Below are 24415 nucleotides of genomic sequence, written 5' to 3' on the forward strand. Positions count from 1 at the left end.
GTTCTATAGAATTAGTAGATATTAAGCAAATGTAAGATAATTTCACTTACGCAAAGAATATTTTTTTTATTTTTTTTTGAAAAAGTTAAATTTTATAAATCCCGGCTGCAGTTTTTTCGATGAAAGCCTTTGGTAGTATGCGGTTGGCATAAACCGAAATGATATTTGTAAAACCGGGAATAACTTCCGATTTTCTGTTGAACATGGCTTTTACAGCAATTTTAGCAACTTCATCAGGTTGCATATTGAACTTTTCAGCCATTTTGCTAAAAGCATTTAAACCAGCTCTGGCAGCAAAACCTGTATCAACTGGACCCGGACTAAAACAGCTTACTGAAATTGAAGTTGGGGCAAGTTCGAAACGTAAGGCACGGGTAAATGATAAAACAAAAGCCTTTGTAGCTGAATAAACAGCCAGCGTTGGTACAGCTTGGTAGGCAGCAGTACTCGCTATATTTAAAATGTAGGCTTGTTTTTCTTGTGAAAGTATGGGCACTAATAAATGTGAAAGTTCTACAACTACGTTCATATTAAGTTGCATCATACCAAGCTGATCGGTTAGAGAAGACTCACTAAAATTGCCCCACACACCATAACCGGCATTGTTAACTAAAAAGCCAACCCGATAGTTATTCTCTTTTATCCAATTGGTGACTTTTAACGATGCACCATTTGTCGACAGATCAATTGATAAAACAGAAGCGTTGATGCCGTATTTAACTTGAAGATCATCAGATAGTGTTTTTAATTCCTCTTCACTTCTTGCGACAAGTAATAATGGATAACCTTGTTTAGCCAATTCATAAGCAATAGCTTTTCCAATCCCTTTGCTGGCGCCCGTAATTAAGGCATACGGTTTCGTTTTTTCGTTCATTTGATTAATTTAATGATCAAATATAGAGATTAATTGTAAACTGTTAGGTCTGCAACGTACTTAATGGTTCCCTCCTATCTCTCTGTTTTCAATTGGAAAATGAAAACTGTCAAAGTCAAGTTGTTAAACTAATAAAGAATTAAAAAAATCGCTAACAAATTAACAACAACCTATACTCCCCTTCCTTTTCAATTGGTGCTCTATGAATACAGGGTAACACTTGTTGTTCCGGATGATCTACGGCCAATCGCCAAAGATGTACTAACCCTAAATTAATAGGCTTCACGTCTGCATGTGCCTGATAATGCAAATCAAAATAGTTTTCCTTCAGAAAGTCTTCGAATTCTTCTGGCGATCCATCATGCAGCTCTTTTAACTTTGTTCGGACTTCCGGAATTAGCACTTTTTGCTCTGCTTGCGAATTAGAAATAATATCACTTGCCGCACCGTGATAGGTACATAAAAAAGTATCTGTCGCAATTGGCGAACGATCAACATGAAACGAATACACATCAGTTGATATGAAATCAAATTCATCATCGCGTTCGTAACACTTCAGTAAATTAAGGGAAGGCGAAGCGCCAAAATCAGTCAGTAATTGCAAATCATTTAAGATTATTTCCCGTGCTACACTCCCCTTTTCTGAGAGTTGGAGCGCAATCAGGTCTTCAGCATAAACTTCTGTTATATTTCCTTTTATACTCAACTGTGCTACAACATCGTTAAAATCACCATCCGAATTTCTGTGCCAGCATAGTGCATTCATTTCTCCCTTGAAATCGGTTTGTACAAGCTCAGAGAAAGTTGATACTACTCCAATTTGGTTGTTGTCAGAAAATGTTTTGTTCATGGTATGATATTAGGAAGGTAGTTGCTTTATGTTTTGCAAAATTATGTAATAGTAGTCACTTGTTGCTTTTTAAATTGTTTTTTATATTCATAAAATTTGTACCTAATCGAAAAAACTCGCATCTTTAATCTTTAAAATTGCCATGAACCCGAATTTTACAGGCAATCCTACAAGACATAAGACTAATGGAAAATATAGTTAGACACTTTGACAAATATCTTTCTTTGGATGAAAACGAGAAAGAGGCCTTGCTGAGCCGCTTGGTAGAGCGTAAAATAAAACGCAGACAGTTTATTTTGCAAGAAAGTGATACCTGCAAATATTTTACTTATGTTGTTGAAGGTTGTTTTAAAATGTACGGCGTTGACAAAACAGGCAAGGAACACAATCTCTTGTTTGCAACTGAGAACGACTGGATTGCTGATATTGATAGTCTGCATAAAGAAAAACCTTCTAAACTTTATATTGAAGCAATTGAACCTTCTACAATTCTCCAAATATCTAAAGGAGATCTTTGGTATCTCTATACCAACTATCCTAAGTTTGATAGAAACTTTCGCGTAATTATTGAAGACAAATACATTGAACTTCAGAATCGATTGTTGCAGACTTTTAGTTCGACAGCCTATGAACGCTATGAATTTTTCCTGGAGCAGTACCCAAAACTTTCCATGCGATTGCCTAACACGCAAATAGCATCCTATCTTGGAGTAACACCTGAATTTCTAAGCAAAATCAGAAATGATAGAGCGGGGAAATAACACTTACCCTTAAGCTACATTAAGACTATTTCTTAAAGTAGTTTATAGACATGAGCGAACTCATCATCGCATCTTTGTATTGTTAATAATGACATAACAATTTAATACAAAGATAAAATGAAAAATTCATCACCAACTAAAGTAGCTATAATTGGACTTGGAAACATAGGCATAGCTCTTGCAACAAACCTTACTAAAGGCAATCACAATGTAATTTTAGCATCAAGAGAATTCGAAAAAGCTAAAAAAATTGCCACTACTCTTGGGGCTACCGCTACTGCCAAAACGATTATTGAAGCCATTACTGAAGCCGATGTAATTATTCCTTCAATCGGTTTCAATCTCATTAAAGAGTTTCTTAAAAACTATAATGATGCGCTTTCAGGAAAAATAATTATCGACGTTTCGAATCCTATTGCGCCAGATGGAAATGGTGGTTTCAAAAAAATTATTGATGAGAATGAATCGGCGGCAAAAATTCTTTCTGCCTTATTACCCGCTAATGCTAAACTGGTAAAAGCATTCGGAACGCTGGGTGCTGAATCACTTAAGAACGATGCGTTTAAAGATCCTTTCAAAATGACTCTGTTTTATGCTTCAGACAACACAAACAGTAATTGTCAAATTGAAGAGCTCATTTCAAGTGCCGGTTTTGAACCTCTGCACATTGGTGGAATTGACCAAAGCATACGCATTGAAGTGTTTGGTGATCTGCATCAGTTTGGAACATTAGGGAAAACTATTTCACTTGAAGATGCAAAAGTAGCAGTTACAAAATCACAACTATAAAAATAATATAATGAAGAAAATTGCAATTAGTGTAGTGCTTTTGGTAGCGCTCGTAGCCTGTGAAAACAAAGTGAAAAATAATTCAAACAATTTAAATAAAATTACCATGAATACTCAAATAGAAAAATCAGCAATTGAGAAAGTGCTTTTCTCTTATCGTGATGCACTGAATGCATCAGATGTTAATAAGGTGTTACCGCTTTATACTAATGACGGCGTTTTTATGCCTTCAGGCGCACCATCGGCAATTGGGCAGGAACAAATAAAAAGTTCTTATGAGTTCGTTTTCAAGACAATTCAACTAAACATTCAGTTTTACATTGACGAAATCCAAGTCAATGGTAACTTTGCTTTTGCTCAAACAACATCAAAAGGAACCACTTTAATTCACGCCAATGGACAAACAGTTCCAGAGGAGAATCGAGAGTTATTTGTATTTGAAAAAGTAAACGGACAATGGAAGATTGCTCGTTATATGTTCAATAAAATAAAATAATAAAAGCCCAATACTAATATCTTTACGCCAAAAGGACAATTCTACTCCCTTTGGCGTGAAGATATATCAACTTAAGTGCTCTTTTTTATGCAATTTAACCTGCTTTGACCTCTACTTAAGAGCGGTGTTGTATTTTCAATCAAGTTTCTCCGACAAACAATAACACGCAAATTTTCTTAATTATTAGAATTTTGCGTTTTTTTTTATGCTTTTTTTTAGCAATACTTCCTTGGCACTTAAAAAGTATACTACAAATACATAAATAGGATTTTTCTGTACCCAGAATCGTACTTTATTGCTCCCCCTGAGAACTATTATTAAGCAACTTTGCAACATCACTTCATTGCGTAACAAACGTAAATGTGATACGTAACAAACATACAATTAACCTATTAACCATTAATTATTTACTAACCTTAAACCTTTAAAAATGAAAAAAATCTTAAAATTAACAAGTTTATTATTTATTACAGCAGTAGTGTTTACTTCCTGCGAAAAGGAACAAGATTCAAGTGAGCCTCAAAGTACTAACAAAGAGATGTCGCGAAACGGTAACAAAAGCGAACCGGAAATTGTCAGCAAGGATGCCACAGATGGCGCAGTATTACAAGGTTCTGCCGGAGCCAGAACGATTACCTTGCAAACCAATACACTATCATGTCCCGGTGGTTTGTGTACCTCGTATGGTGTTTGGTCGGGTGATGTTTACTCGGTGTGGTTTACAATGAAATTTAATTCCGGATTTTATTGGAGCAGAGGCGGTAAATGCGGATACGGTATCCTAATTGGGGATCAGAATACAGGCGGTGACCCAGGCTGGGACGGGAATGGTGGTAGCGCCCGATTTATGTGGTACTGCCCTAGCGGATCGAACACTGCAAAGGGAAGCGGGGCTTATCTTCAGCCTTACGTTTACTATAAAGATCAACCCGGACAATTTGGTAATGATTTCGGAAAAAAGTACTACATCCAAGAAGGCGTGACATACAACTGTCAAATATCAGTTAAGTTGAATACCGGATCCAATACTAACGGATACGTCAAATATTATGTAAATGGTACGGAGGTGTTGAATCAAAGCATTCGCTGGGTAACTAACGACGCTAAACGAAATGTTAATGCAGTAAGTCTTCACACCTTCCGTGGTGGTAGCCAGAGCTACTGGACAGCTCCTGTGACGAGCTCTATTTCTTATCCTAGTGCGTCTTGGGATGCGCAATAGTAGTTATAGGCTTTAAGTCATTTTAGCCAAAATAAATAAAAATCTCAAATACAAACAAGGCCGCCACCACTAACATCGGTCTGGCTTTAATGAGTAAAAGGCATTTTATAAAGGAACATTCTAAAAGATGTTCCTTTTTTTTTGTTTCTTTTTGAATGAAATAAGTCAAAAAGGGTATAAACCCTCTTTTACAACTTCGTATATATTCTTATTTTTGAGAAAGTTATAGATAGATTGATCGTAATCTGTAAACTGTAAATTCTTCTTTGAATCTTTTTTCTTTCGTATTATAAAGAGAAAAAAAATACCCTATACGCCTTCCTTTTGAGTCTTTTGTGGACCAAATCCAAAAGTTGTCGAGAAGTAAAAATCTCGCAGAGTTGCAAAATCGCAAAGTTTTAATGAAAAAGTAAAATGTAAAGGCTGCACACCCCTACCCTAAACTGCTAATACAACTATTCAAATATGCTGATTATAAATATTCATAATCTATTTTTCATACCCCTGAACTCAATGCTAAACGAAAAAAAACAGTATTAATTTTAAAAACGAAAGTGATCATGGAAATAAAAAAAGATTGGCTGGTTCCCGATACAGTCACAGATAAAATAAAAAAACTGGTTTCTCCAAACGCCCGTTATACTATTGTTCCTAAGTTTTTGGTTATTCATTATACTGCCGGTGATACCGTAGAATCTGCTTTAAATTGGTTTATGACTCCGCAAGACAAAGGAAATCCGGATCGAATTGCAGCGCATATTGTGGTAGATGTTGATGGTAGTATCACACAGTTGGTTCCCTTTAACAGAAGAGCCAATCATGCCGGTTACAGCGTGTGGGATAAAGTATCGGGATTTAATGATCATTCCATAGGGATCGAAATTGTTAATCCCGGGTACTTAGAAAAATTAACCGACGGAAGCTACCGCCGACGCGTTGGAACTGACAAAAATAAGAAACCGGTTTACAAGACCTACCCCGCTACTATTGCATCAAAACTGCATGTGGGTAACCATAAACACAAATTTTGGACCGATCCTGACAATCATCTATGGTTTAAATTCCCCAAAGCACAATTAGATGCCGTATACAAACTATCCGGTTTACTGATTAGTCAATATGAACTCACTACGGCTATTGGTCACGATGATATTTCACCGGCTCGAAAACCCGATCCGGGACCGGCATTCCCGTGGGACGACTTTAAAATTGCCGTATTTGGAAAAACAGATACTGTTGGAAAAATCTTTAAGGTTACAGAAAACGGAACTAATTTTAGAAGCGGTCCCTCAAAAGAAAATACGCCTATAAAAAGTCTGAAAAAGGATTATGAAGTAGGCCTCATTGAAACCAACAGTTCTTGGAACAAAGTTTATCTGGTAAATGACAAAAAAGACGTCGTTAATTCGGATGGCGGCAGTAAAAAAGAAATTGGATGGATACATAACTCCTTATTGGTTTTAAAGGATATTTAGCTATTTGGTTGCTTTTCAAAGTATTACTAATGAAAAAGGTTTGTAGAAAATCCTATTTCAAAACCACATAAAAAAAATCTGTCGTATCAGGGTTGTTTTCCTTGTTTATCTCACATTTATGTCTATCTTTGCACCCGCGATAAGCGCTCAAACAAAGCTGCTAAATGTAGTTCAACTGAGAAAAAAGGCCTCGTGGCGCAACTGAATAGCGCACTTGATTACGGCTCAAGAGGTTACTGGTTTGAATCCAGTCGAGGTCACAAAAAAAGACAACTAGCAAATAGTTGTCTTTTTTTTTATGCATTAATATGTAGATTTATCAAGCCTTTACAACCTAACATTTCATGGTTCGATTGGATCAACACAAAAACCTGTGGAGTAGTAAAAATTAAGCATAAATATTAGTAAGTCTAAAAAGGAAGTATTCTATATTTCTAACATCTCTGAATTTTGATCTAAATGCTTTTATTTTCGCGTTGAAAGATTCTGCCGAAGCGTTGGTGCTTCTGTTGTCAAATTAATTCAAAATAGTCTGATAGTGATTTGTAATTGTTCTGGAGATTGTATTAAGAGGCTTAAATCCAGATTGACTCACTCTTTCATGCCATTTGGCTAATTTTGCAAAAGCGAATAATGCAATCTCATTTAGAAATGGGTCTATCATATCATCATCGTCTCTCATATTTACTATTATTAATTGTTGTTCAACTAAGGTAAACAATTGATTTATTCCTCTAAGGAAGCCTATCAAATTTTACTTTAGAACTTTTAAATTTTATGCTATGATAACCATTAACAGGCAGGCTAAAAGGAATAAAAATATACTCTAGTTTATTATTCCAGTATTTGAAATAAATCTTTTCCGCCCTTGGATAAAGCTTTTTCTTTGAGAAAGTGTCCTTTTTTTGACAATGTTCATCATAGATTGTATATTTTATTTCTGCCAAGCTATCCATTCCTCTACTTGCCGCCTTTGAAGGTTGTTTATTTTCTTGTGGAATCTTAAAGGATAGATAATGGAAATAAGGTATTTTTTGAAATTCAATATCATGATTGGATGAGAGATTGACATTCTCAGTAGAAACAAAAACTTTTTCTTCCTCTTTTTTCTGATTGATAAAAACTCTTTTTATTTTATAATTGTCTATTACGGAAAGTTTCATATTATTAGAATCGATCTTATCAAAACGCCATTCCTGTGTCATTTTTTTATTTCTGAATTCTATCTTTCTAAAAAAATTTCCATCAGAAGAGATCTCCCTACCAAAGTAAAATGTATTAAGGAAATAGCTGTTAGGATATATATTTTTGCGGCTGTGAATAAGGTAGGCATCCGTTTTATCTTCTATATATCTTGACGGCGTGGTAGCAATATAGATGATTTCCTTATTGGGATTAAAAATCAGGTATTGGACTTCTATCAATAAATTTTTCTGTTCTTTTTTATTAGTAAGAGAAATAGAGTCTTTCGTTTTTTCATATTCTTCATTCAAATACAGTTTTCTAATAAATACATCGGATTGGGAATTAACCTCAATATAATTCGAAGTATAACATTCATTAGAATAAAAAAAAGTCCGCCCGCACCCAAAAGATAGTGCACCAGATACAATCAACAAAAAGTAAGCCGTCTTTTTCATCTTGATAAGCTATTAAAATTATTGCCTTTTATGTAATAGGAAGGTTCAAATGTAAAACTGGCATCATAGGGAACTATATGAAAAGAATTGTTTACCAGCCAGTGAATTTGGTGCTGTCCATCAAATCTAACGGAATTGTAAAATGATGCGGCAGCGCCATAACCATGATGTTCATCATTAGATAAAAAATTAAATTTCCAAAGGCTTTTGTTAAATTCCTTTTGATACTCTTCTTTATAATCTACATTAGAGGCACAGATTGAATTGGCCAGTTCAAAAGAACTTAAATTAAACCCTGTAAATTTATGGTAGGATACCTCAATAGAATATGATTTTAATTCGTAAATATTACCGTAACCTTTATCATAAGATAAAACTCCTCCACCGGTATAATAACGGTCCTTGCCATCCCCCAGAAGAATATACTGAAAAGGGGTTCCGTCATTGTAATACGAGAGCTGAACCCCTGAGAAGTTAAAATTTAAAAAACCTAAACGCTGAAAAGACCTTGCTCCATCGCTAGTAAAAACAAGATTGGTTCCCAATGATATTGAATATTTGTACGGATTTTGCATTGAAGGAACTGCAAAATCGGCAAAATACCGTAAAGGATTGTTTCTTGATATGGACAACTTATCTGTTTTAAAACTATCATCCAGATCTCCAGCAGTGAGAGTAAAAGCAATTATCGCATCGAAGGTACTGTATCGGTTCAAGGGATTTTTTTTTGATCTTGAACCCAGCCCTCCATTGTATAGCTGAAATTCGCAATTGACTGAAGGATAAAGATTATCAGAAAGCCATTTGGCAGCAGCTCCAACATTCGAGGACAGCCTGAAATTAAACAAAGGCTCATCTTTGGAGTTGTGTGACAGCTCAATCTTCGCTTTTAGTGTAGCTCCATACTGAAGTTGGTCAATCAAAGGGTTTACTTGTGAAAAAACACCGCCGTAGCTGATCAATAAGATCGTAATGAAGTACTTTTCAATCATAGTATAATCATTTAAAATTATTACAAAAGAACTTAAAGCTCTACCCAGCGGGGGCTTACAAAATGAACCGCGTTAATTAATTTAATTTTAAGTATTCACTATACTGTGATTTATTAAAATGATGGATTTTTTTTTAAAAACCAGGCAGAATCTGGACTCCAACAGTAATTTTGTTACTTCTGATTTTTTGATCACTTCCGTAGTTGCTCAGGGTTGCTGACAATCTGAAATTATTAAGGATTGTCATCCCAGCGATCACTTTACCATTAAAGAAAATTTTCTCATTAGCGAGCCCCAGGTTTCTATAAAATTCTTTTGTTCCTCCTGTAACATTTCCATTAGCCTGCAAAAAGAAATTAAACTTTTTACTGTCTGATGATAAACCAAAATAGGTGTTCAGCCCAAAACTATAATTTCCTGTCGCAGTATCAATATCGTTTCCAAGCCCATCAATATCCATAGCTCCCCTTGCATTTGCATATCCATAAAAGGTAAACTGATTGCCATTGTTTGGATTGGTGCACAACACAGGGAGAATAGCTTCCAAGTAAAAATTACCACCTCCGTTAACAAGACGGCTCAATGCCTCCTGCTCCGTTTCAGCTTGCTTTTGCTCCTGCTCCGTTTCTCCTGTATCTTTTTCCGATGAGGCCAGTGAAAGCACGCTTCCAAAAGACAGTCTCAGAGCAGATAAATTATCGGTCACAATTTCAGTTTGAACTGCAGTTGCATTACTATTGCTATTCAGTACAAGCGAATTTAATAAAATGGTTTTATCGGTGCTGTTGTTATACATATCCTGAAAAAAGATTTCTCTGTCAAATCTTCGGACTGTTGGCATAAACCATCTGTAAGTGTTAAGATTTAGAAGCCTCCTCTCCTTTTGTTCCTGCAGAATTTTAATATCTCTCTCGTTTCTTGTAATTCCCTTCTGGATCTCATCCATTTCTTTCAAAGTTTTTGCCGTAGTAATAGCAGTCCTCGAATGGGTATTAGCAACCACTTTTTCTGTTATCTTGCTATTAAAGTATTCAATAAACGGCTTCTGGTCCTCTTGTTTTTTAATAAATGAATCTCTTTTTTCCAGTAATAAATCTAATTGAGATTGTTCAACCTCCTTAGCTGCTTCCAGCACTTTTATATCTTGTTCTATTATATCATCTTTTACAAGTGCATTTTTTAAAATCAACTTACTAGTAAGATCTTTTAAATTTTCATTCGACTCTGCAATATCAGCAGTTAACTTTTTATATTCCTCTGACAGCAAAGTTTCAATGAAACTACTTTTCCTTTTAGTTTCATTAATTGATGCCTGCGCTTGGATTTTTAAAATAAATAAAAATAGTAATAGGGATAGTAGACTTTTGAATTTCATTTTATAAAGGGGTGTGATTATAAAAAACAGAAACTTCACTTAGTTTTTTATTATTGAACTAGTTATCAAAAATATAACTTTAACGTTCAATAGCTATACGTAATTATACCTGTTTTATAAAAATAAAATAATATCCAACTCGCAGCAGTAAAGAAAAATGCTTTTTACTTTATTCAAATACATAAATGTGAATATTTTTTATTACCATTTTCCATGTCAGACAAAAATAATGGACAGGAAGATATGGCCAGTTTTTTCACTTTTAGTCATAACTTTGAATGCATTATTCTTAACATTGCCTTGAAAATCGTTTGAAAAATCAATACATTTTTTCGTCAATCCACAACAGGACATTCAAACCAAATTCATAAAGCCAATGAAAGACAGGGACTATTTATAGTATGCCAATTTTCTTCAAATCATCCATAAATGATGTTGAAATTTGTCCTGTCACTGTCACAAAAACAAAAGCTCAATTCGAAAGAATTGAGCTTTTGTTTTATGTATTATAATAAACTTGTTGTCAATTTTAATTAACCTTAATCACAACTTTCCCTTTAGCACGTCCGCTTTCTACATAAGTCATAGCATCGTTAGCTTTATTAAATGGAAATACTTTGTCTACTACCGGGCGTATAATTCCAGAATTGATGAGTTCTGTAATTTGATGAAGCTGCTCCCCGCTTGCTTTCATAAAAAGAAACGAATAATATACTCCTAATCGTTTTGCTTTTTTCTTAGTACTGTAACTCAGAAAAAACATCACTATTTTTAATACGGCATTGAGTCTAAATTCTTTTGCAAATTCCGGATCTGGTGGACCTGAAATTGATATTAGTTTTCCTCCTGGTTTTAATATCCGAAGGGATTTATCTAGACTGACAGCATCTTGACTGTTTAAAACAACATCATAATTTTTAAGAATGGTTTCAAAATCTTCTTTTTTGTAATCAATAACAATATCTGCACCAAGGCTTTTTACCAATTCAATATTTGTAGTGCTGGTTGTCGTGGCAACTGTAGCTCCTAAATGTTTGGCCAGCTGAATCGCAAAAGTTCCTACGCCGCCAGAACCTGCCTGAATAAATACTTTTTGTCCTTTTTTTAAAGCGGCTTTTTCAACTAATGCCTGCCAAGCTGTTAACCCAACTAACGGAATTGAGGCCGCTTCTTCCATCGAAATAGTTGTTGGTTTTAGTGCGGCATCATTTTCATTAATGGCAATAAATTCAGCAAAAGTACCTATCTTAAAATCGGCTGGACGCGAATAAACTTTATCTCCTATTTTAAACTTCTTTACTCCAGAACCTGTTTTTACCACAACTCCTGCCACATCATGACCTAAAATAAGTGGCATTTTGTAAGGAAGCATGGCTTTAAATTCACCACTTTTAATCTTAGAATCTAGCAGATTAACTCCGGCTGCACTTACTTTAACCAAAATATCGTTTTCTTGTAGTTTTGGCTCCGGAACTTCGACCAGAGTCATACCGTCTTTAGGTTTATAACTCTTTATTATAAATGCTTTCATATGATTTTATTAAGTGATTATTTTTGTAATAATTTATAGCTGTTTTTAGGATTAACTAAAGCATACGCTAATTGAGGAAAGAATCTATTTAACAAATACAAAGCTTTTGTATCTCCTATTCGAATCGTATAATGATCTTTCTTTAAAGCATTAATAAACTCTTTTACAAACTCTTCTGTTGTTAGTTTTTTACCTGTTCTATCTGCAGTCATTTCGGTAGCAACAACTGGAGGAAGAAGTTCAAAAACTTTTACACGACTGTTTAAAATCTGTAAATGTTTACGCAGCGATTCTGTATAAAAACCTAATGCCGCTTTACTCGCAGAATACGTTGGTTCTACAATTGAAGGTACATAACGAAGAAGCGAGGTTGTATTAATAATGGCGCTTTCTCTTCGTGATTGGAGCATATCCATAAAAAGATTATTTAAGCGAATTACGCCAAGATAATTAACCTCAATTTCATAGGCAGCATTCTTGCTATGTCTTTCATCTGTAAGAGCTAAATTTAAAAGCGGACTTAACACTCCTGCATTATGATATAAAATATCAATTCCGCCCAATCCTCTTATATGATTGAAAAGAGCAATCGCATCTTCTTCCTTTCCGGCATCACTTTTTATAGCAATTAAACTTGGATGTGCTTTTTTTGCACTATCAAGCTTCTCTTGATTTCTAGCCGTAATAATAACTTTTGCACCTTGCCGCAAGAATTGTTTTGCAGCCTCAAGACCTATTCCAGAACCTCCGCCGGTAATTAATATCACTTTATCCTTTAGTACCATAATTTTACATTTTCCTATTAATTCAATCTCTAATGAAAGATTTAGATCTAAGTTATTTTCAGTTTTATAATTTATCTGCGAACTTTTTTGATTCTCCAACCAAAACATCAAACTGATTTTTCTCTAATGCCAAGAATAATTCATCTGCAACTTCTGAAGGTGAAATTCCGTTTGCACCACCAATCTCAGCAGAAAATTCTGTATTCACCAAGGGTGGATAAACTTCATAAACATTTAGATTAGGATTTTCTTCAAATGAATCTCTTAAACCTTGTGTATAAAGATGTAATGCAGCTTTACTTGCAGAATAAGTTGGCAGGTATTTATTCCCTCTAAAAACTGCAATCGAAGTAATATTTACAATTGCTGCATCTTTTTGCTGTATTAAATGTGGCAATACCAATTGTGTAAAATCGATAACACTTAAATAATTAGTATTAATTTCCTGAAATGCTTTTTCGGCAGCATTGTTTTTGCTGTCGCTTAAATCATTCATAAAGGCAGCACCGGCATTATTGATAATAATATTTACCTCTGGATATTGTGTTGTTAATTCTTTTGCAATTCGAATACGATCTTCTGCCACAGATAAATCTCCTTGTATTGCAACAGCATTGTCTAATTCTTTCAATGCGTTTTGTAAACGTTCTTCATTACGCCCATTGATGATCACTTTATTTCCTGCGGCACTTAATTTTTTTGCAAATGCTAATCCAATTCCAGCGCTACCGCCTGAAATAAATATTGTATTATTAGTTGTTTTCATTTTGTTATTTATTTAATTGTTAAATATTTAAATTCTAATTTTATACTTTTTAGTATATTTTATATTCAAAAAAAGATTGAAGGCTTTAATTTTTCTTCATTTAAAAACTATAAAATATACTAAAAAGTTTATTTTAAGCAAAAAAAAAAGTCAGATTACAAACTGTTCTAATTCTTCCTTCAAATTTTTAATAAGGCCTTGCATAGGTTTAGCGGTATTCATAGTTCTACACAAAACCAAAGCGCCTTCAACGGCTGCAACTGCTTTGAAAGCATAGATTTCGGGTTCTAACTTATTTGTAAACTCACCATCTAAGATACCTTTGTTTAAAATTTCGACAAATAAATCCTGTCCATTTCTGATCACGCCAGCCACTCTTTCTTTGATTATTGGAAAAGTATCATCTGACTCTACGGCCATATTAAACACTGGACATCCGCCTTTTATATTGGTTTCTAATGGATCTTTATAAAAATCCAAATAAGCAAAAACCTTAGTTTTAGCCGTTTTAGCTTTATTAATAGCCGCTACTAATCGCAATCCGTTATAATCAAGCATGTAATTTACTACCTGAATAGACAAATCTTCTTTACTTTCAAAATGCCCATAAAGACAGCCTTTTGTCAACTTAGCAGCTTCAAGTACATCATCAATGCTCGCGCCTGCAATTCCTTTTTGATTAAAAATAGGAGCTGCAGTTTCAAGTATAAATTGCTTTGTTCTTTCCGCTTTAGTTAACATTACTCTTTTAATTAGAGAGCAAATATACTAAAAAGTATATTTTAAAATGCATTTTGAGATTTTTTTAACATACAACCGATAGGTTCTCAAATTTCTTTAAATCATTCATAAAATGGTTTGCAAATTGTAAACTAGACGTAACAAAATTTAAAGCTCGTTTCGAAAGAAATGAGCTTTTTTTATTTGTAGGTGGTTTTTATTAAGGAGTAAAAAGTTATAAATACTAAATAAACTTGATGACATTTTGATAGTTTGGATAACTAAAATGCTATGAAAATATACCATTTTGGTAATCTGAGAGGAACTGGCTGCTGGTTATTCCTGTCTGGGTTTTAAAAAATCGCATCAAATGTCCAGGTTCTGAAAAATGAAGATCGTAGGCTATCTCAGCAATAGTTTTTCCAGAATGTATCAGGTCATTCTTTATTTCAAAAAGCAGTCTCTGTTTTAAGAGCTCTGTCGCGGTAACATTAAACTGCTTTTTTACACAAGAGTTAATTGTAATCCTGCTAACATTTAATAAATCTGCATAATAGTCAATGCGTTGCTTCTGCCTGATATGTATTTCTACTAATTGTTTAAACTGGTAAGCGAAATTATTTTCTGCCCTATCTATAGAAAGATTATTTGCACCAGCATACATTCTGTTAAACTTCAAAAGCAAATAATAAGTAAGAGATCGTATGATATGAATACTGTCTGTTTTGCTATTAACAAGTTCGTATTTGATTTCCATAAGCTGGTCAAATGCTTTTTGAACTTCTTCCCTTCCAATACTAATATTTAAAGGATAATTTAATTGATAAAAATAAAGTAGCCGATACGTAAAGAATTTGTCCGAAAAAAAATCATTAAGAAAATTTTCCTGAAAAACCAGAACAGTATAATCCAATCCCTCTCTCTCCAAGGTCCATTGCCTTTTTTGAAAAGGAGAAATAAAAACAATTGTATTGTCAGTTATATTGATTTTCTGCTGATTTAAAATCAGGGATCCCTTGGCAGTCTTAAAAAGTAATATTTCAAAAAAATCAGTATTGTAAGTATCTCGCTCCAAATATCTCTCACTCAGCATATCGCCGTGCAATACGTTGAGAAGCACTTCAACACCACATTCTGTTTTATGAAATTTAACTGTTTTCATTTTTTCTAATTAGTTAACCTATTGAAATCCTTTTCTTTTACTTTTAAGATTTGTTCTAACATTATAATTAAAGCAAATTTACAACTTCATTTACAAATTACTTCAAACCAAAAAAATGAGCAGTAATTAACTACGGCTCATTTCATAAAAGTAATTTCTTATTTATCTTTAATTTTACGAAAGCAGATATTCTTCTGTTGTAGTAATTTTTGCGTAAAAGAATTCTAATGCCGCCAAAAATGCATTATGAACATCCGCGGCTTTTACATCTTGATCATTTATTTGAAGATTCATTGTAGCACAGGCATCTCCAATTACTGTACATTCAAATCCATAATCAACAGCAGCTCTTGTTCCTGCGTCAATGCACATGTGAGTCATCATTCCCGCGATTACCAAATGTGTTATCTTCTTTGACTGCAGATATTCCAATAAATCAGTATCCCTAAAACTATTAGGAAACTGTTTCGTAATTACTTTCTCCTCTTCCAGCGGTTTTACATTTTCATGAATTTCCACCCCTTTTGTACCGGGAACAAAAAAGGGAACACCTTCTCCCGATAGGTGCTGAACATGAACAATAGTCCCATTTTCTTTTCTAAAATGCTCCAATAGTTTCTTTGCGTTTTCACTTGCAACAATAGGATTTACAAGTTCTAATGCCCCATTTTCAAAATATTCTTTCTGTATATCAATTAATAATAGTGCCTTATTCATTTTATTTTAATTTTAAAATTTATATCTGACAAAATTATAACTTAGAGTAATGATACCAGATACCAAAGCACTCCCAATAGATACCATTTTGATAAGTAAAGGTTTTTTATAATTTACAATAACTACTTAAAATCATTTAGATTTGAAAAACTTAAATTTTTACTAGATGAATCTGGGCAATATTCTTTGTTAGAAGTTTATTATCAACAATCTTAAATTTCGTATTCAATTCATCTGAATTACCTATAATTCCACCATTTCCAATAATCATTGGAACAAAATTAAAATACACATCAGTTACTAATTCCCTATCAAGAAATTCGTTGTAGACTTGCACTCCTCCTCCTACTATAATTTCTTTAAATCCCTTTTCACTTAGGTAATTAATCGCTTCTTCAGGATTATTTACCACTGTGAAGCCTTCTGCCGAGATCTTCGAATGTGACATCAATACAATCTCTACATTAGGAAAAAATGCTTTTAGTCCTCCTGGAAATTGCTGCATAACTTCATAAGTTTTTCTGCCAAGAATAAGATTTCCCTTTAGATTTGCCTGCTCTACAAAATAACCCAAGGCCTCTTGCGGTGCTTCTTGAGTTGATGGATTATCTGCTAAAAGGACTTTTCCATTTGCAGAAAGATTTGCAATTAATACTACTTTAATTTTTATTTAGTTTATTAATTATTTGTTTAAAATTTAAGAAAGAATTCCTAGCTTGTTTTTCTGTAATTGTAGATCGCGAGTCCATTGAGCAGGAAAGCAAAACCAATTAAATAAAACAATTCATTTTTAACTTCTGAAAACCTGCTGCCCTTAAGTACAATTAGTCGAACCACTGATATAAAATGAGTGACAGGTGTGAAATTAGAAATTTGTTTTGCCCAATCAGGCATACTGTCAGTGCTGGTAAAAAATCCGCTCATCAGCATAAAAATCATCATAAAGAAAAAAGCTATAAACATCGCCTGCAGTTGTGTGTCAGCAAATGTGGAAATAAGAAGACCTAATCCCAACAGGGCAATTAAATAAACTGCCGCAAAAAGATATAAAACCAATAAGCTTCCCTTTGGAAAAATCCCATAGATAACGTACATGACCACCAATCCCACGGTAAAGACAATCATACCAACGATCCAAAACGGGATTAGTTTTCCCAGGATAAACTCCCACTTTTTAATTGGTGTCACATTGATTTGCTCAATGGTACCAATTTCTTTTTCTCGTACGATATTAAGTGCTGTAATAAAACCTCCAATAAGAGTAAGAAGTAAAACCAAAATGCCCGGAACCATATAATATTTATATTCTGCTCTGGGATTATACCAATTGGAGGAATCAATTTCAATACTTGCTCTTTGTGCCTGTGCAGTACCTTGAGGTGATTTAAAATTTATAGCTAATGAACTATTGAAATCTGCAATAACAGCCATTAAATAACCTCCTCCTAAAGAAGATTTAGTTCCGTTAATAGCATCAACGGAAAGATTTACTTTCTGACTTCCTTCTCTAACAAGATTTCGTTCAAAACCAGCTGGAATTTCCAAAACCAGATCTGCATCCCCGTCTTCAATCATTTTCAATCCCTCACGGTATGAACTTGGACTACCCGCAATTTTAAAATAACCTGAAGCTGCAATCTTATTGATTAATTTTAGAGAATAAGAACTATGATCATTATCGACATAAGCCACATTGACATTTTTAACTTCAAAATTGGCCGCCAATGGCATGATGATGAGCTGAATTATCGGCATAGCGAACATCATGGCCAGGATCGTTTTATCTCTAAAGATCTGGCGGAACTCTTTCTGTAATATGAATCCTAATACTTTCACGAGAGTCTGATTTTAAAATTTTTCAAAGCAAGAGTTAACAACACTATTGTCATACCTATTAAAACGAGAGTCTCCTTCCATACATAAGAAAACCCGAGGCCCTTGAGCATTACGGCTTTAACAATTGCATAATAATAACGTGATGGGATAATATGCGAAATCACACGAAAAATCCAAGGCATATTTTCTATTGGAAACATAAATCCTGTTAGAAGCATAGTAGGCAGCATCATTCCCATCATCGAAACCAGCATTGCTGTCTGCTGTGAATTGGTCAAATTGGAAATCAATAGCCCCAAAGACAAGCAAGTAATGATAAATAATATACTCTCAGCAAATAATAACAGCAGACTACCTTTAATTTCAACATGCAATAAAAATACCGAAAGTAGAAGTATAATTATAAAATCGATAAGCGATAATACCAAATAAGGAATTGCTTTGGCTACCAAGACCAAAATAGGTTTGAAAGGTGATACCAATAAGATTTCCATAGTACCTAATTCTTTTTCACGAACAACCGCTACAGAAGTTAGCGCTGTACTTACAATCATAAAAATAAGCGCAATAACTCCTGGTATAAAATTTAGCGAACCGTTTTGTTCTTCATTGTAAAGCTGCCTTATCTCTGGAATTATACGGTACGAAATATTTGTAGTAGGATTGAGTTCCTGCTGGTAATTATTAATTATGGATGTTAGATAAGTAGTTACAATTGTTGCTGTGTTCGGATCTGAAGCATCCGCAATAATCTGTATTTTACCGCCCACTTTTTTAAACAGGTCTGAGCCAAAATTGGCTGGAAAAATTACAGCACATTTGATATCTCCGGTTCGAAATTTACTTTCAATTTCGGTATAATTTAAAATTGGTTCTTTTACATGAAAATACGAACTAGATTGGATTTTTGCAATAATCTGCTGTGATGCCGCATCTTTGGCGTTATCCTGAATACTAATCCCAATATTTTTAACCTCGCTGCTCAGTGCAAAACCAAAAAGCACAATTTGCATAATGGGTAAACCAAAAAGTATAAGCAGGGTTCTGCGATCCCTGAATACGTGATAAAATTCTTTTCTGATAAATGCAAATAGCTGTTTCATTTTTAATCTCCGGATCTTTTGGCTCCTCTTGCCAGTTGATAAAAAACTTCATCCATAGAATGCGTATTGAACTGTTTTTTTAAGTTTGTTGGTGTATCCAAAGCCTCTACCCTTCCATCAACCATAACAGTTATTCTGTTGCAGTATTCAGCTTCATCCATATAGTGTGTAGTCACAAAAACGGTTATTCCATCGTCTGCTGCTTTATAAATCATATCCCAAAACTGACGTCTGGTTAATGGGTCAACACCTCCGGTAGGTTCATCCAAAAAAACGATTTGTGGTCGGTGAAATATCGCTACTGAAAAAGCCAGTTTTTGTTTCCACCCCAGCGGTAATCCACCCACTAATTTTGTGGCTTCTTTTTCAAGACCTAAAGTTTTGACCAAATCTGCACTGCGCCTTTTTATTTCATCTCGCGAAACACCGTACACGCCGCCATAAAATTCAATATTCTCTAATATGGTTAGATTATCATACAAAGAAAATTTTTGACTCATGTATCCAATATTTTTTTTAATCTGTTCTTGTTGTTTGTAAACATCAAATCCCGCAACGGTGGCAGCACCAGAAGTAGGAAAGGACAGTCCGCAAAGAATACGCATGGCAGTAGTTTTCCCAGCACCGTTGGCGCCTAGAAAGCCAAAGATTTCCCCTTTCTCTACTTCGAAAGAAATTCCATCAACGGCTTTAAAATCGCCAAACTGTTTGGTTAAATTTTTACAAACTATCGCTTTATTGTCCATTGGAGGTTGGTATTATATCGTTTGTACTTTGTTGTTCGCGCATAAGTCTTATAAAACTGTCCTCTATAGTTGGCGTTATTGCCATTACTTCCAGTTCATCAGGATTGTATTTTTTGGCTATTTGCTGAACTGTCTTTTCATTGTCATCATCATTTTTTAAGGTCAGGTGAAGGTATTCGCCAAATGCATAACAGCTTTCCACTTCAGGATCTAAACGAAGATTGTCCAAAAGTTTATAAATGATTTTAGCTTTAACAGCAAAAAGCACTTTTGGATAATTCAGAACAATCGTTTCAGGTTTATCAACGCTCATGATTTTTCCATTTTGAATCAGTGCAATACGGTCACAAAGTTTGGCTTCATCCATGTATGGAGTAGAAACCACAATACTGATATTCTGTTTTTTTAATTTATCGAGCATTTCCCAGAATTCCTTTCGGGAAACCACATCAACACCGGTCGTTGGCTCGTCCAAAAACAAAACTTCGGGTTTATGAATTAAGGCACAGCATAAAGCCAGTTTCTGTTTCATACCGCCAGATAATTTTCCGGCTCTTCGATCGCTGAAAGGTTTAATCTGCTCGTAGATGTCTTTAATTAAATCGTAATTTTCTTCAATGGTAGTGCCAAAAATAGTAGCGAAAAAATTTAAATTCTCTGCAACAGTCAAATCCTGATACAAAGAAAAACGTCCGGGCATGTAACCAACTTTATTTCGGATTGCCTGATAATCTTTCACTACATCATGACCTTCAACTGTTGCTGTTCCACTGTCAGCAAGAAGTAAGGTGGTAAGGATTCTGAACAATGATGTTTTTCCTGCACCATCTGGACCAATCAAGCCAAAGAGTTCTCCCTTTTCTACCTCAAACGAAACATTGTCAACCGCTTTGAGTTCACCGTATGTTTTGGTTATATTTTTTACACTTACTGAAATCATACTGATTTTATTTTGTCCAGTTTACTTCGCCGTACATCCCAATTTTAATGTAGCCGTCATTTTTTACTTTAACTTTTATGGCATACACGAGATTAGCTCTTTCGTCTTTGGTTTGAATGGTTTTAGGAGAAAACTCAGACTTGTCTGAAATCCAGGTTATGGTTCCCGGATATTCTTTATACTTATCATTTCCCTGATCTATTCTAACGGTAACCTGTTGTCCCATTTTTATCTGCGGGAGTTGTGTTCCTGTAATATAAGCACGAAGATCAAGCGTTTCTGTATTGGCAATTTTATAAAGCGGCTTTCCAATAACGGCCATTTCATACTGCTCTGCATATTTGGCAAGAACAACACCTTTTATTGGGTTTGTTATTACACATTTATTTAATTGATCGTTTGTTCCTTTCAGCTGTTCAGCAACAGTGTTGGCTTGTTCTGTCATCGACTCTGTTGTAGTTTGCAGAGAATTTTCCTGAGCGCGGATTTGAGATCGCAAAGTAGTTGCTTTTGCATTGGCATCGTCAAGCTGTTTTTGAGATGCAACTCCGTCTTGTACTAATTTCTGAGTTCTGTTGACGTCAAGCTCTGCGTTGGCCAATTGTTTTTTTAAACTTTCTGTTTGAATATTTATAGTAGGTTTTCCAATCAGAATTGCTTTTTTATTTTGCTTTAATTGCAATCTGGAAATATGGAGCTGTGTACTGTCAATAAGACCTACAACTTCTCCAGGGTTTAACGTTTGGCCTTCCTGAACATCTAGTTTCAAGATTTGTCCATTGGCTTCTGCAGAAAGTATGGTTTCTACAGCTTCAAAAGAACCCGAAGCATCAAATTGATTTTCTTTATTTCCGCATGATACTATAAAAAGCGATGCAATAAGCAGTAGTAAGAGTTTATTTATTTTCATAATATATAGTATTAATTTCCTATAATGGTTTGATAATCGTACATCGACATTAGTAGTTGTATTTCATGTAATGCCTTTTGTGTATGGGCATCTTTTTCATTTTCTATCGCATTTAGCAAATCCACCAATGGACCAGCTCCATTGTCATATTTTAACTGATACCCTTTTTGAATATTGGCTCTAAGAGCAATAATAGCATCGTCATCCTTAAGGATTTCTTTCTGCCTGTCTATATCTGCTGTTTTCTGATCGATCTGCAGGTTGGTATTAAATAAGAAAGTTTGTTCCTGTACATTTATCTTATCCTTTTCCAGTTTGGTTAACTCCTTTTCATTGCCATTTTTATAAAGTGCATTAATATTCCACGAAGCATTAAGTCCGACAACGCCAAGCGTTGAAATTGTAGTATTACCAAGACTCATGCCCGGAGCAAGCATAATACCGGCACCTAAAACTCCAATCTTAGGCATTAAATTCACTTTATGCATCTCAGCATTAACATCAGCAAGATCACGCTGATTTTGGTATAAAAGCAATTCGGGTCTTTTTATGGTGGCGTCAGGAGATGGATCGGCAGTAATGGGTTTTTCAAATTTTGTCTGATCGTCAATTTTTGTATTAATAAGATACGACAGCATTTTGATGTATCCTTTTCGAGTAAAAATAAAATCTTTTTGCTGCTGTTTTAACTTCAGCTGTTCGACCTGTATCTCGTCAACATCCATTTTGTATGAATAACCATTTTCATTGAGCTTTTTTACCTTATCAATATTATTGTTAAGAATTCCGTTTTGAACCGCTAGCTGCTTTAATTGTTCATCAATAAGCAAGATTCCAAAATAGAGTTGATTTACTCTGGATCGCAATTCGCGCAGCGAAACATCTATATTCGTCTTTTTCACTTTGGTAGAAGATTCCAGAATTTTTTTCTGCGTTTTTGTGGCTCCACCATCCCAAATGGTCTGATTGACCTGTCCGATTCCAATAAATTTAAATTTGCTGTCACTTCCCGATCCCATACTTGGAAAATCACCAAAAACATACCCCTCAATAGCTGTTATACTCACTTGGGGTAAATAAGCTTTATTAGCATTGCTAATATTATACTCTTTTGTTTTTTCGATCAAATCATATTGTTTGATTAAAGGATAATTGTTTTCAGCAAGTTTGTATGAACTGTCTATCGTTAGTGACTGCGCTTTTGCTGAAAATACAAAAAGTAAAAAAACGCTGGCTGTAAAATGTAGTTTTCTCATATAATTTATCTTAAAAGGCAATGCTAGTTCTGAAGCTTACTGTTCAAAAGAATCAGGCAGACATCATTGCTTTTACCCAGATTGGAATCATTTTTTTTCTTTGTTGCATTATTTTATTAAAATCGCTCTCAGTAATATCATTCCCTCCCATAAGAATAGGTTTAGCAATAAATGGAAATACGACTAAACCCATTAGATTCATTAAAAAATGAAGAGGATTTGGTTCTGTTATTAAACCGTCCTGAACAGCCTGATTGTGTTGCTTAAAGAAAGCCGAGTTTTTGACCACCTCGTTGAAAGATAGTTTTTTTACAAGCAAACCTGGATTGCTGCGGATTTCGCTCACAATAAAAGTTGGTATCTCAGGATCTTTAATAATGGTATCAATATAATGCTCGGCAATTGCTGCCACTTTTTCATCTAATGTAGTTTTCTCATTATTAAGTATAATAGCAATTCGCTGGATAAAACCGGATAAAGTTTCCATCATTATAATTTCAAACAATTTTGATTTTGACCTGAAATAATAATTTAACAGTGCAAGGTTCAAACCGGCTTCTTCTGCAATATCTCTTGTTCTTGTAGCGGCAAAACCTTTTTTATAGAAAACAATTCTTGCTGCTTCCTTAATTTTATTTTCCGTTGTAGTATCTAGTTTCTTTTCCATATTTAGGCAATTACTTACAAATGTATATTGTTTTATTGATTTAAACAAATGATTAAATATTAAATTTAAAACAACTTATCAATTCTATATTTTAATTGACGCTTTAAATAATGCTTTTAAAACAAGGTAGTTGTTCTTTAAAGTGGTTGGAGTATTCTTCTTAATAATATTAATAACCAAATTTTATGGCAGAATCGTGGCATAAAATGGTGTAAAATTTGTCCTTTAAGACAAAAAAAGAGACAACTAGCAAATAGTTGTCTCTTTTTTTTATGCATTAATATGTAGATTTATCAAGCCTTTACAACCTAACATTTCATGGTTCGATTTAAATAAACCATCGCGGAACTATCCATACATATTCTTTATCTCCGACATAACAAAGGTACTTTGGGTGCTCCCTATACTTTCAACTGATCCCAATTTATTAAACACAAAATCCTGATAATGCTTCATGTCTTTGGCAGAAACTTTCATTAAAAAGTCGTAATCTCCTGAGATATTGTAGCATTCCACAACTTCTTCTATTTTCATAATATCACTAACAAACTGATTCCCAATATTACGATCGTGCTGTTTCAGTTTGATATTACAGAAAACGATGAATCCTCTATTTAATTTTTCTGCATCCAGTAGTGCTATATACTTCTTAATATAACCATTATTCTCTAATCTTTTAATCCGCTCAAAAACAGGCGATGCCGAAAGATTTACCATTTTAGCAAGCTCTTTCACAGTGTATTTAGAATTATCGTGTAGTATATTTAATAACTGAAGATCAATATCGTCTATTTGTTCCATT

General features: G+C 34.3%; 26 protein-coding genes, 1 tRNA gene and 1 pseudogene. 6 read left to right on the forward strand and 22 right to left on the reverse strand.

The window, feature by feature from the left end:
• Nucleotides 1–85: 85 nt before the first annotated feature.
• Together LNP23_RS16320 and LNP23_RS16325 are read right to left on the reverse strand one after the other, a co-directional pair.
• Nucleotides 86–874 carry an SDR family NAD(P)-dependent oxidoreductase gene (locus tag LNP23_RS16320; protein WP_230001984.1) on the reverse strand — a complete coding sequence of 263 codons (789 nt, stop codon included), beginning with the start codon at nucleotides 872–874 and terminating at the stop codon, nucleotides 86–88.
• Nucleotides 875–1025: 151 nt separating this feature from the next.
• A complete protein-coding gene (locus LNP23_RS16325) occupies nucleotides 1026–1724 on the reverse strand; it encodes a DUF1826 domain-containing protein (protein ID WP_230001985.1) in 699 nt (232 codons plus the stop codon).
• Between the two features lie 185 nt (nucleotides 1725–1909).
• Between LNP23_RS16325 and LNP23_RS16330 the strand changes: the two genes are divergently transcribed.
• The 6 genes from LNP23_RS16330 (at nucleotide 1910) to LNP23_RS16355 (ending at nucleotide 6727) form a co-directional block, all read left to right on the forward strand.
• Nucleotides 1910–2485 carry a Crp/Fnr family transcriptional regulator gene (locus LNP23_RS16330; RefSeq protein ID WP_047775321.1) on the forward strand — a complete coding sequence of 192 codons (576 nt, stop codon included), beginning with the start codon at nucleotides 1910–1912 and terminating at the stop codon, nucleotides 2483–2485.
• Nucleotides 2486–2602: 117 nt separating this feature from the next.
• The gene (locus tag LNP23_RS16335) at nucleotides 2603–3274 is read left to right on the forward strand and encodes an NADPH-dependent F420 reductase (protein ID WP_230001986.1); all 672 of its coding nucleotides are present in this window, start codon (nucleotides 2603–2605) and stop codon (nucleotides 3272–3274) included.
• Between the two features lie 10 nt (nucleotides 3275–3284).
• Complete coding sequence (locus LNP23_RS16340) at nucleotides 3285–3770, forward strand: YybH family protein (RefSeq protein ID WP_230001987.1); 486 nt, start codon at nucleotides 3285–3287, stop codon at nucleotides 3768–3770.
• Nucleotides 3771–4200: 430 nt separating this feature from the next.
• Nucleotides 4201–4992, forward strand: coding sequence for a polysaccharide lyase (locus LNP23_RS16345; protein WP_230001988.1), 792 nt, complete (start codon nucleotides 4201–4203; stop codon nucleotides 4990–4992).
• A gap of 560 nt (nucleotides 4993–5552) precedes the next feature.
• Entirely contained in the window at nucleotides 5553–6467 is a 915-nt protein-coding gene (locus tag LNP23_RS16350) for an N-acetylmuramoyl-L-alanine amidase (RefSeq protein ID WP_230001989.1), read from the forward strand.
• 186 nt (nucleotides 6468–6653) lie between these two features.
• Nucleotides 6654–6727: transfer RNA gene (locus LNP23_RS16355), tRNA-Arg, on the forward strand.
• Between the two features lie 128 nt (nucleotides 6728–6855).
• Here LNP23_RS16355 and LNP23_RS22885 read toward each other — a convergent pair.
• From LNP23_RS22885 to LNP23_RS16450, 20 genes and pseudogenes are all read right to left on the reverse strand, one after another.
• Nucleotides 6856–6972: pseudogene (locus LNP23_RS22885) on the reverse strand (ISAon1 family transposase); the annotation flags it as partial.
• Between the two features lie 12 nt (nucleotides 6973–6984).
• The gene (locus LNP23_RS16360; protein ID WP_230001990.1) at nucleotides 6985–7149 is read right to left on the reverse strand and encodes a transposase; all 165 of its coding nucleotides are present in this window, start codon (nucleotides 7147–7149) and stop codon (nucleotides 6985–6987) included.
• Between the two features lie 52 nt (nucleotides 7150–7201).
• A complete protein-coding gene (locus tag LNP23_RS16365; RefSeq protein ID WP_230001991.1) occupies nucleotides 7202–8107 on the reverse strand; it encodes a hypothetical protein in 906 nt (301 codons plus the stop codon).
• Nucleotides 8104–9099, reverse strand: a complete 996-nt coding sequence (locus tag LNP23_RS16370) for a polymorphic toxin type 23 domain-containing protein (RefSeq protein ID WP_230001992.1) — start codon at nucleotides 9097–9099, stop codon at nucleotides 8104–8106. The genes LNP23_RS16365 and LNP23_RS16370 overlap by 4 nt, the downstream gene beginning before the upstream one ends.
• Before the next feature lie 133 nt (nucleotides 9100–9232).
• A complete protein-coding gene (locus tag LNP23_RS16375; RefSeq protein WP_230001993.1) occupies nucleotides 9233–10474 on the reverse strand; it encodes a hypothetical protein in 1242 nt (413 codons plus the stop codon).
• Between the two features lie 529 nt (nucleotides 10475–11003).
• Nucleotides 11004–12005 carry an NADP-dependent oxidoreductase gene (locus tag LNP23_RS16380; protein ID WP_230001994.1) on the reverse strand — a complete coding sequence of 334 codons (1002 nt, stop codon included), beginning with the start codon at nucleotides 12003–12005 and terminating at the stop codon, nucleotides 11004–11006.
• Between the two features lie 17 nt (nucleotides 12006–12022).
• Nucleotides 12023–12898 carry an SDR family oxidoreductase gene (locus LNP23_RS16385; protein ID WP_230001995.1) on the reverse strand — a complete coding sequence of 292 codons (876 nt, stop codon included), beginning with the start codon at nucleotides 12896–12898 and terminating at the stop codon, nucleotides 12023–12025.
• On the reverse strand, nucleotides 12855–13556 hold the full coding sequence (locus LNP23_RS16390) for an SDR family oxidoreductase (protein ID WP_230001996.1): 702 nt from the start codon (nucleotides 13554–13556) through the stop codon (nucleotides 12855–12857). The genes LNP23_RS16385 and LNP23_RS16390 overlap by 44 nt, the downstream gene beginning before the upstream one ends.
• Before the next feature lie 150 nt (nucleotides 13557–13706).
• Nucleotides 13707–14297, reverse strand: a complete 591-nt coding sequence (locus LNP23_RS16395; RefSeq protein WP_230001997.1) for a TetR/AcrR family transcriptional regulator — start codon at nucleotides 14295–14297, stop codon at nucleotides 13707–13709.
• Between the two features lie 268 nt (nucleotides 14298–14565).
• Nucleotides 14566–15438, reverse strand: coding sequence for a helix-turn-helix domain-containing protein (locus LNP23_RS16400; protein ID WP_230001998.1), 873 nt, complete (start codon nucleotides 15436–15438; stop codon nucleotides 14566–14568).
• Nucleotides 15439–15612: 174 nt separating this feature from the next.
• A complete protein-coding gene (locus LNP23_RS16405; RefSeq protein ID WP_230001999.1) occupies nucleotides 15613–16155 on the reverse strand; it encodes a cysteine hydrolase family protein in 543 nt (180 codons plus the stop codon).
• Between the two features lie 151 nt (nucleotides 16156–16306).
• Nucleotides 16307–16729: a dihydrofolate reductase family protein gene (locus tag LNP23_RS16410; RefSeq protein WP_255663326.1), complete on the reverse strand. Its 423-nt coding sequence runs from the start codon at nucleotides 16727–16729 to the stop codon at nucleotides 16307–16309.
• 137 nt (nucleotides 16730–16866) lie between these two features.
• Nucleotides 16867–17991 carry an ABC transporter permease gene (locus LNP23_RS16415; RefSeq protein WP_230002001.1) on the reverse strand — a complete coding sequence of 375 codons (1125 nt, stop codon included), beginning with the start codon at nucleotides 17989–17991 and terminating at the stop codon, nucleotides 16867–16869.
• Nucleotides 17988–19094: an ABC transporter permease gene (locus LNP23_RS16420; RefSeq protein WP_230002002.1), complete on the reverse strand. Its 1107-nt coding sequence runs from the start codon at nucleotides 19092–19094 to the stop codon at nucleotides 17988–17990. The genes LNP23_RS16415 and LNP23_RS16420 overlap by 4 nt, the downstream gene beginning before the upstream one ends.
• Nucleotides 19095–19096: 2 nt before the next feature.
• A complete protein-coding gene (locus LNP23_RS16425; protein WP_230002003.1) occupies nucleotides 19097–19840 on the reverse strand; it encodes an ABC transporter ATP-binding protein in 744 nt (247 codons plus the stop codon).
• A complete protein-coding gene (locus LNP23_RS16430) occupies nucleotides 19830–20780 on the reverse strand; it encodes an ABC transporter ATP-binding protein (RefSeq protein WP_230002004.1) in 951 nt (316 codons plus the stop codon). Before LNP23_RS16430 ends, LNP23_RS16425 begins: the two co-directional genes overlap by 11 nt.
• 7 nt (nucleotides 20781–20787) lie before the next feature.
• Nucleotides 20788–21690: an HlyD family secretion protein gene (locus LNP23_RS16435; protein ID WP_230002005.1), complete on the reverse strand. Its 903-nt coding sequence runs from the start codon at nucleotides 21688–21690 to the stop codon at nucleotides 20788–20790.
• 11 nt (nucleotides 21691–21701) lie between these two features.
• Nucleotides 21702–22946 (reverse strand): TolC family protein, encoded by a 1245-nt coding sequence (locus tag LNP23_RS16440; protein ID WP_230002006.1) that lies wholly within the window; start codon nucleotides 22944–22946, stop codon nucleotides 21702–21704.
• Between the two features lie 52 nt (nucleotides 22947–22998).
• Entirely contained in the window at nucleotides 22999–23613 is a 615-nt protein-coding gene (locus LNP23_RS16445; RefSeq protein WP_230002007.1) for a TetR/AcrR family transcriptional regulator, read from the reverse strand.
• A 348-nt stretch (nucleotides 23614–23961) separates the two neighbouring features.
• Entirely contained in the window at nucleotides 23962–24414 is a 453-nt protein-coding gene (locus LNP23_RS16450) for an Lrp/AsnC family transcriptional regulator (RefSeq protein WP_047775354.1), read from the reverse strand.
• Between the last annotated feature and the right edge of the window lies 1 nt (nucleotide 24415).

The sequence above is a fragment of the Flavobacterium cupriresistens genome (assembly GCF_020911925.1).
Lineage (GTDB): Bacteria > Bacteroidota > Bacteroidia > Flavobacteriales > Flavobacteriaceae > Flavobacterium > Flavobacterium cupriresistens.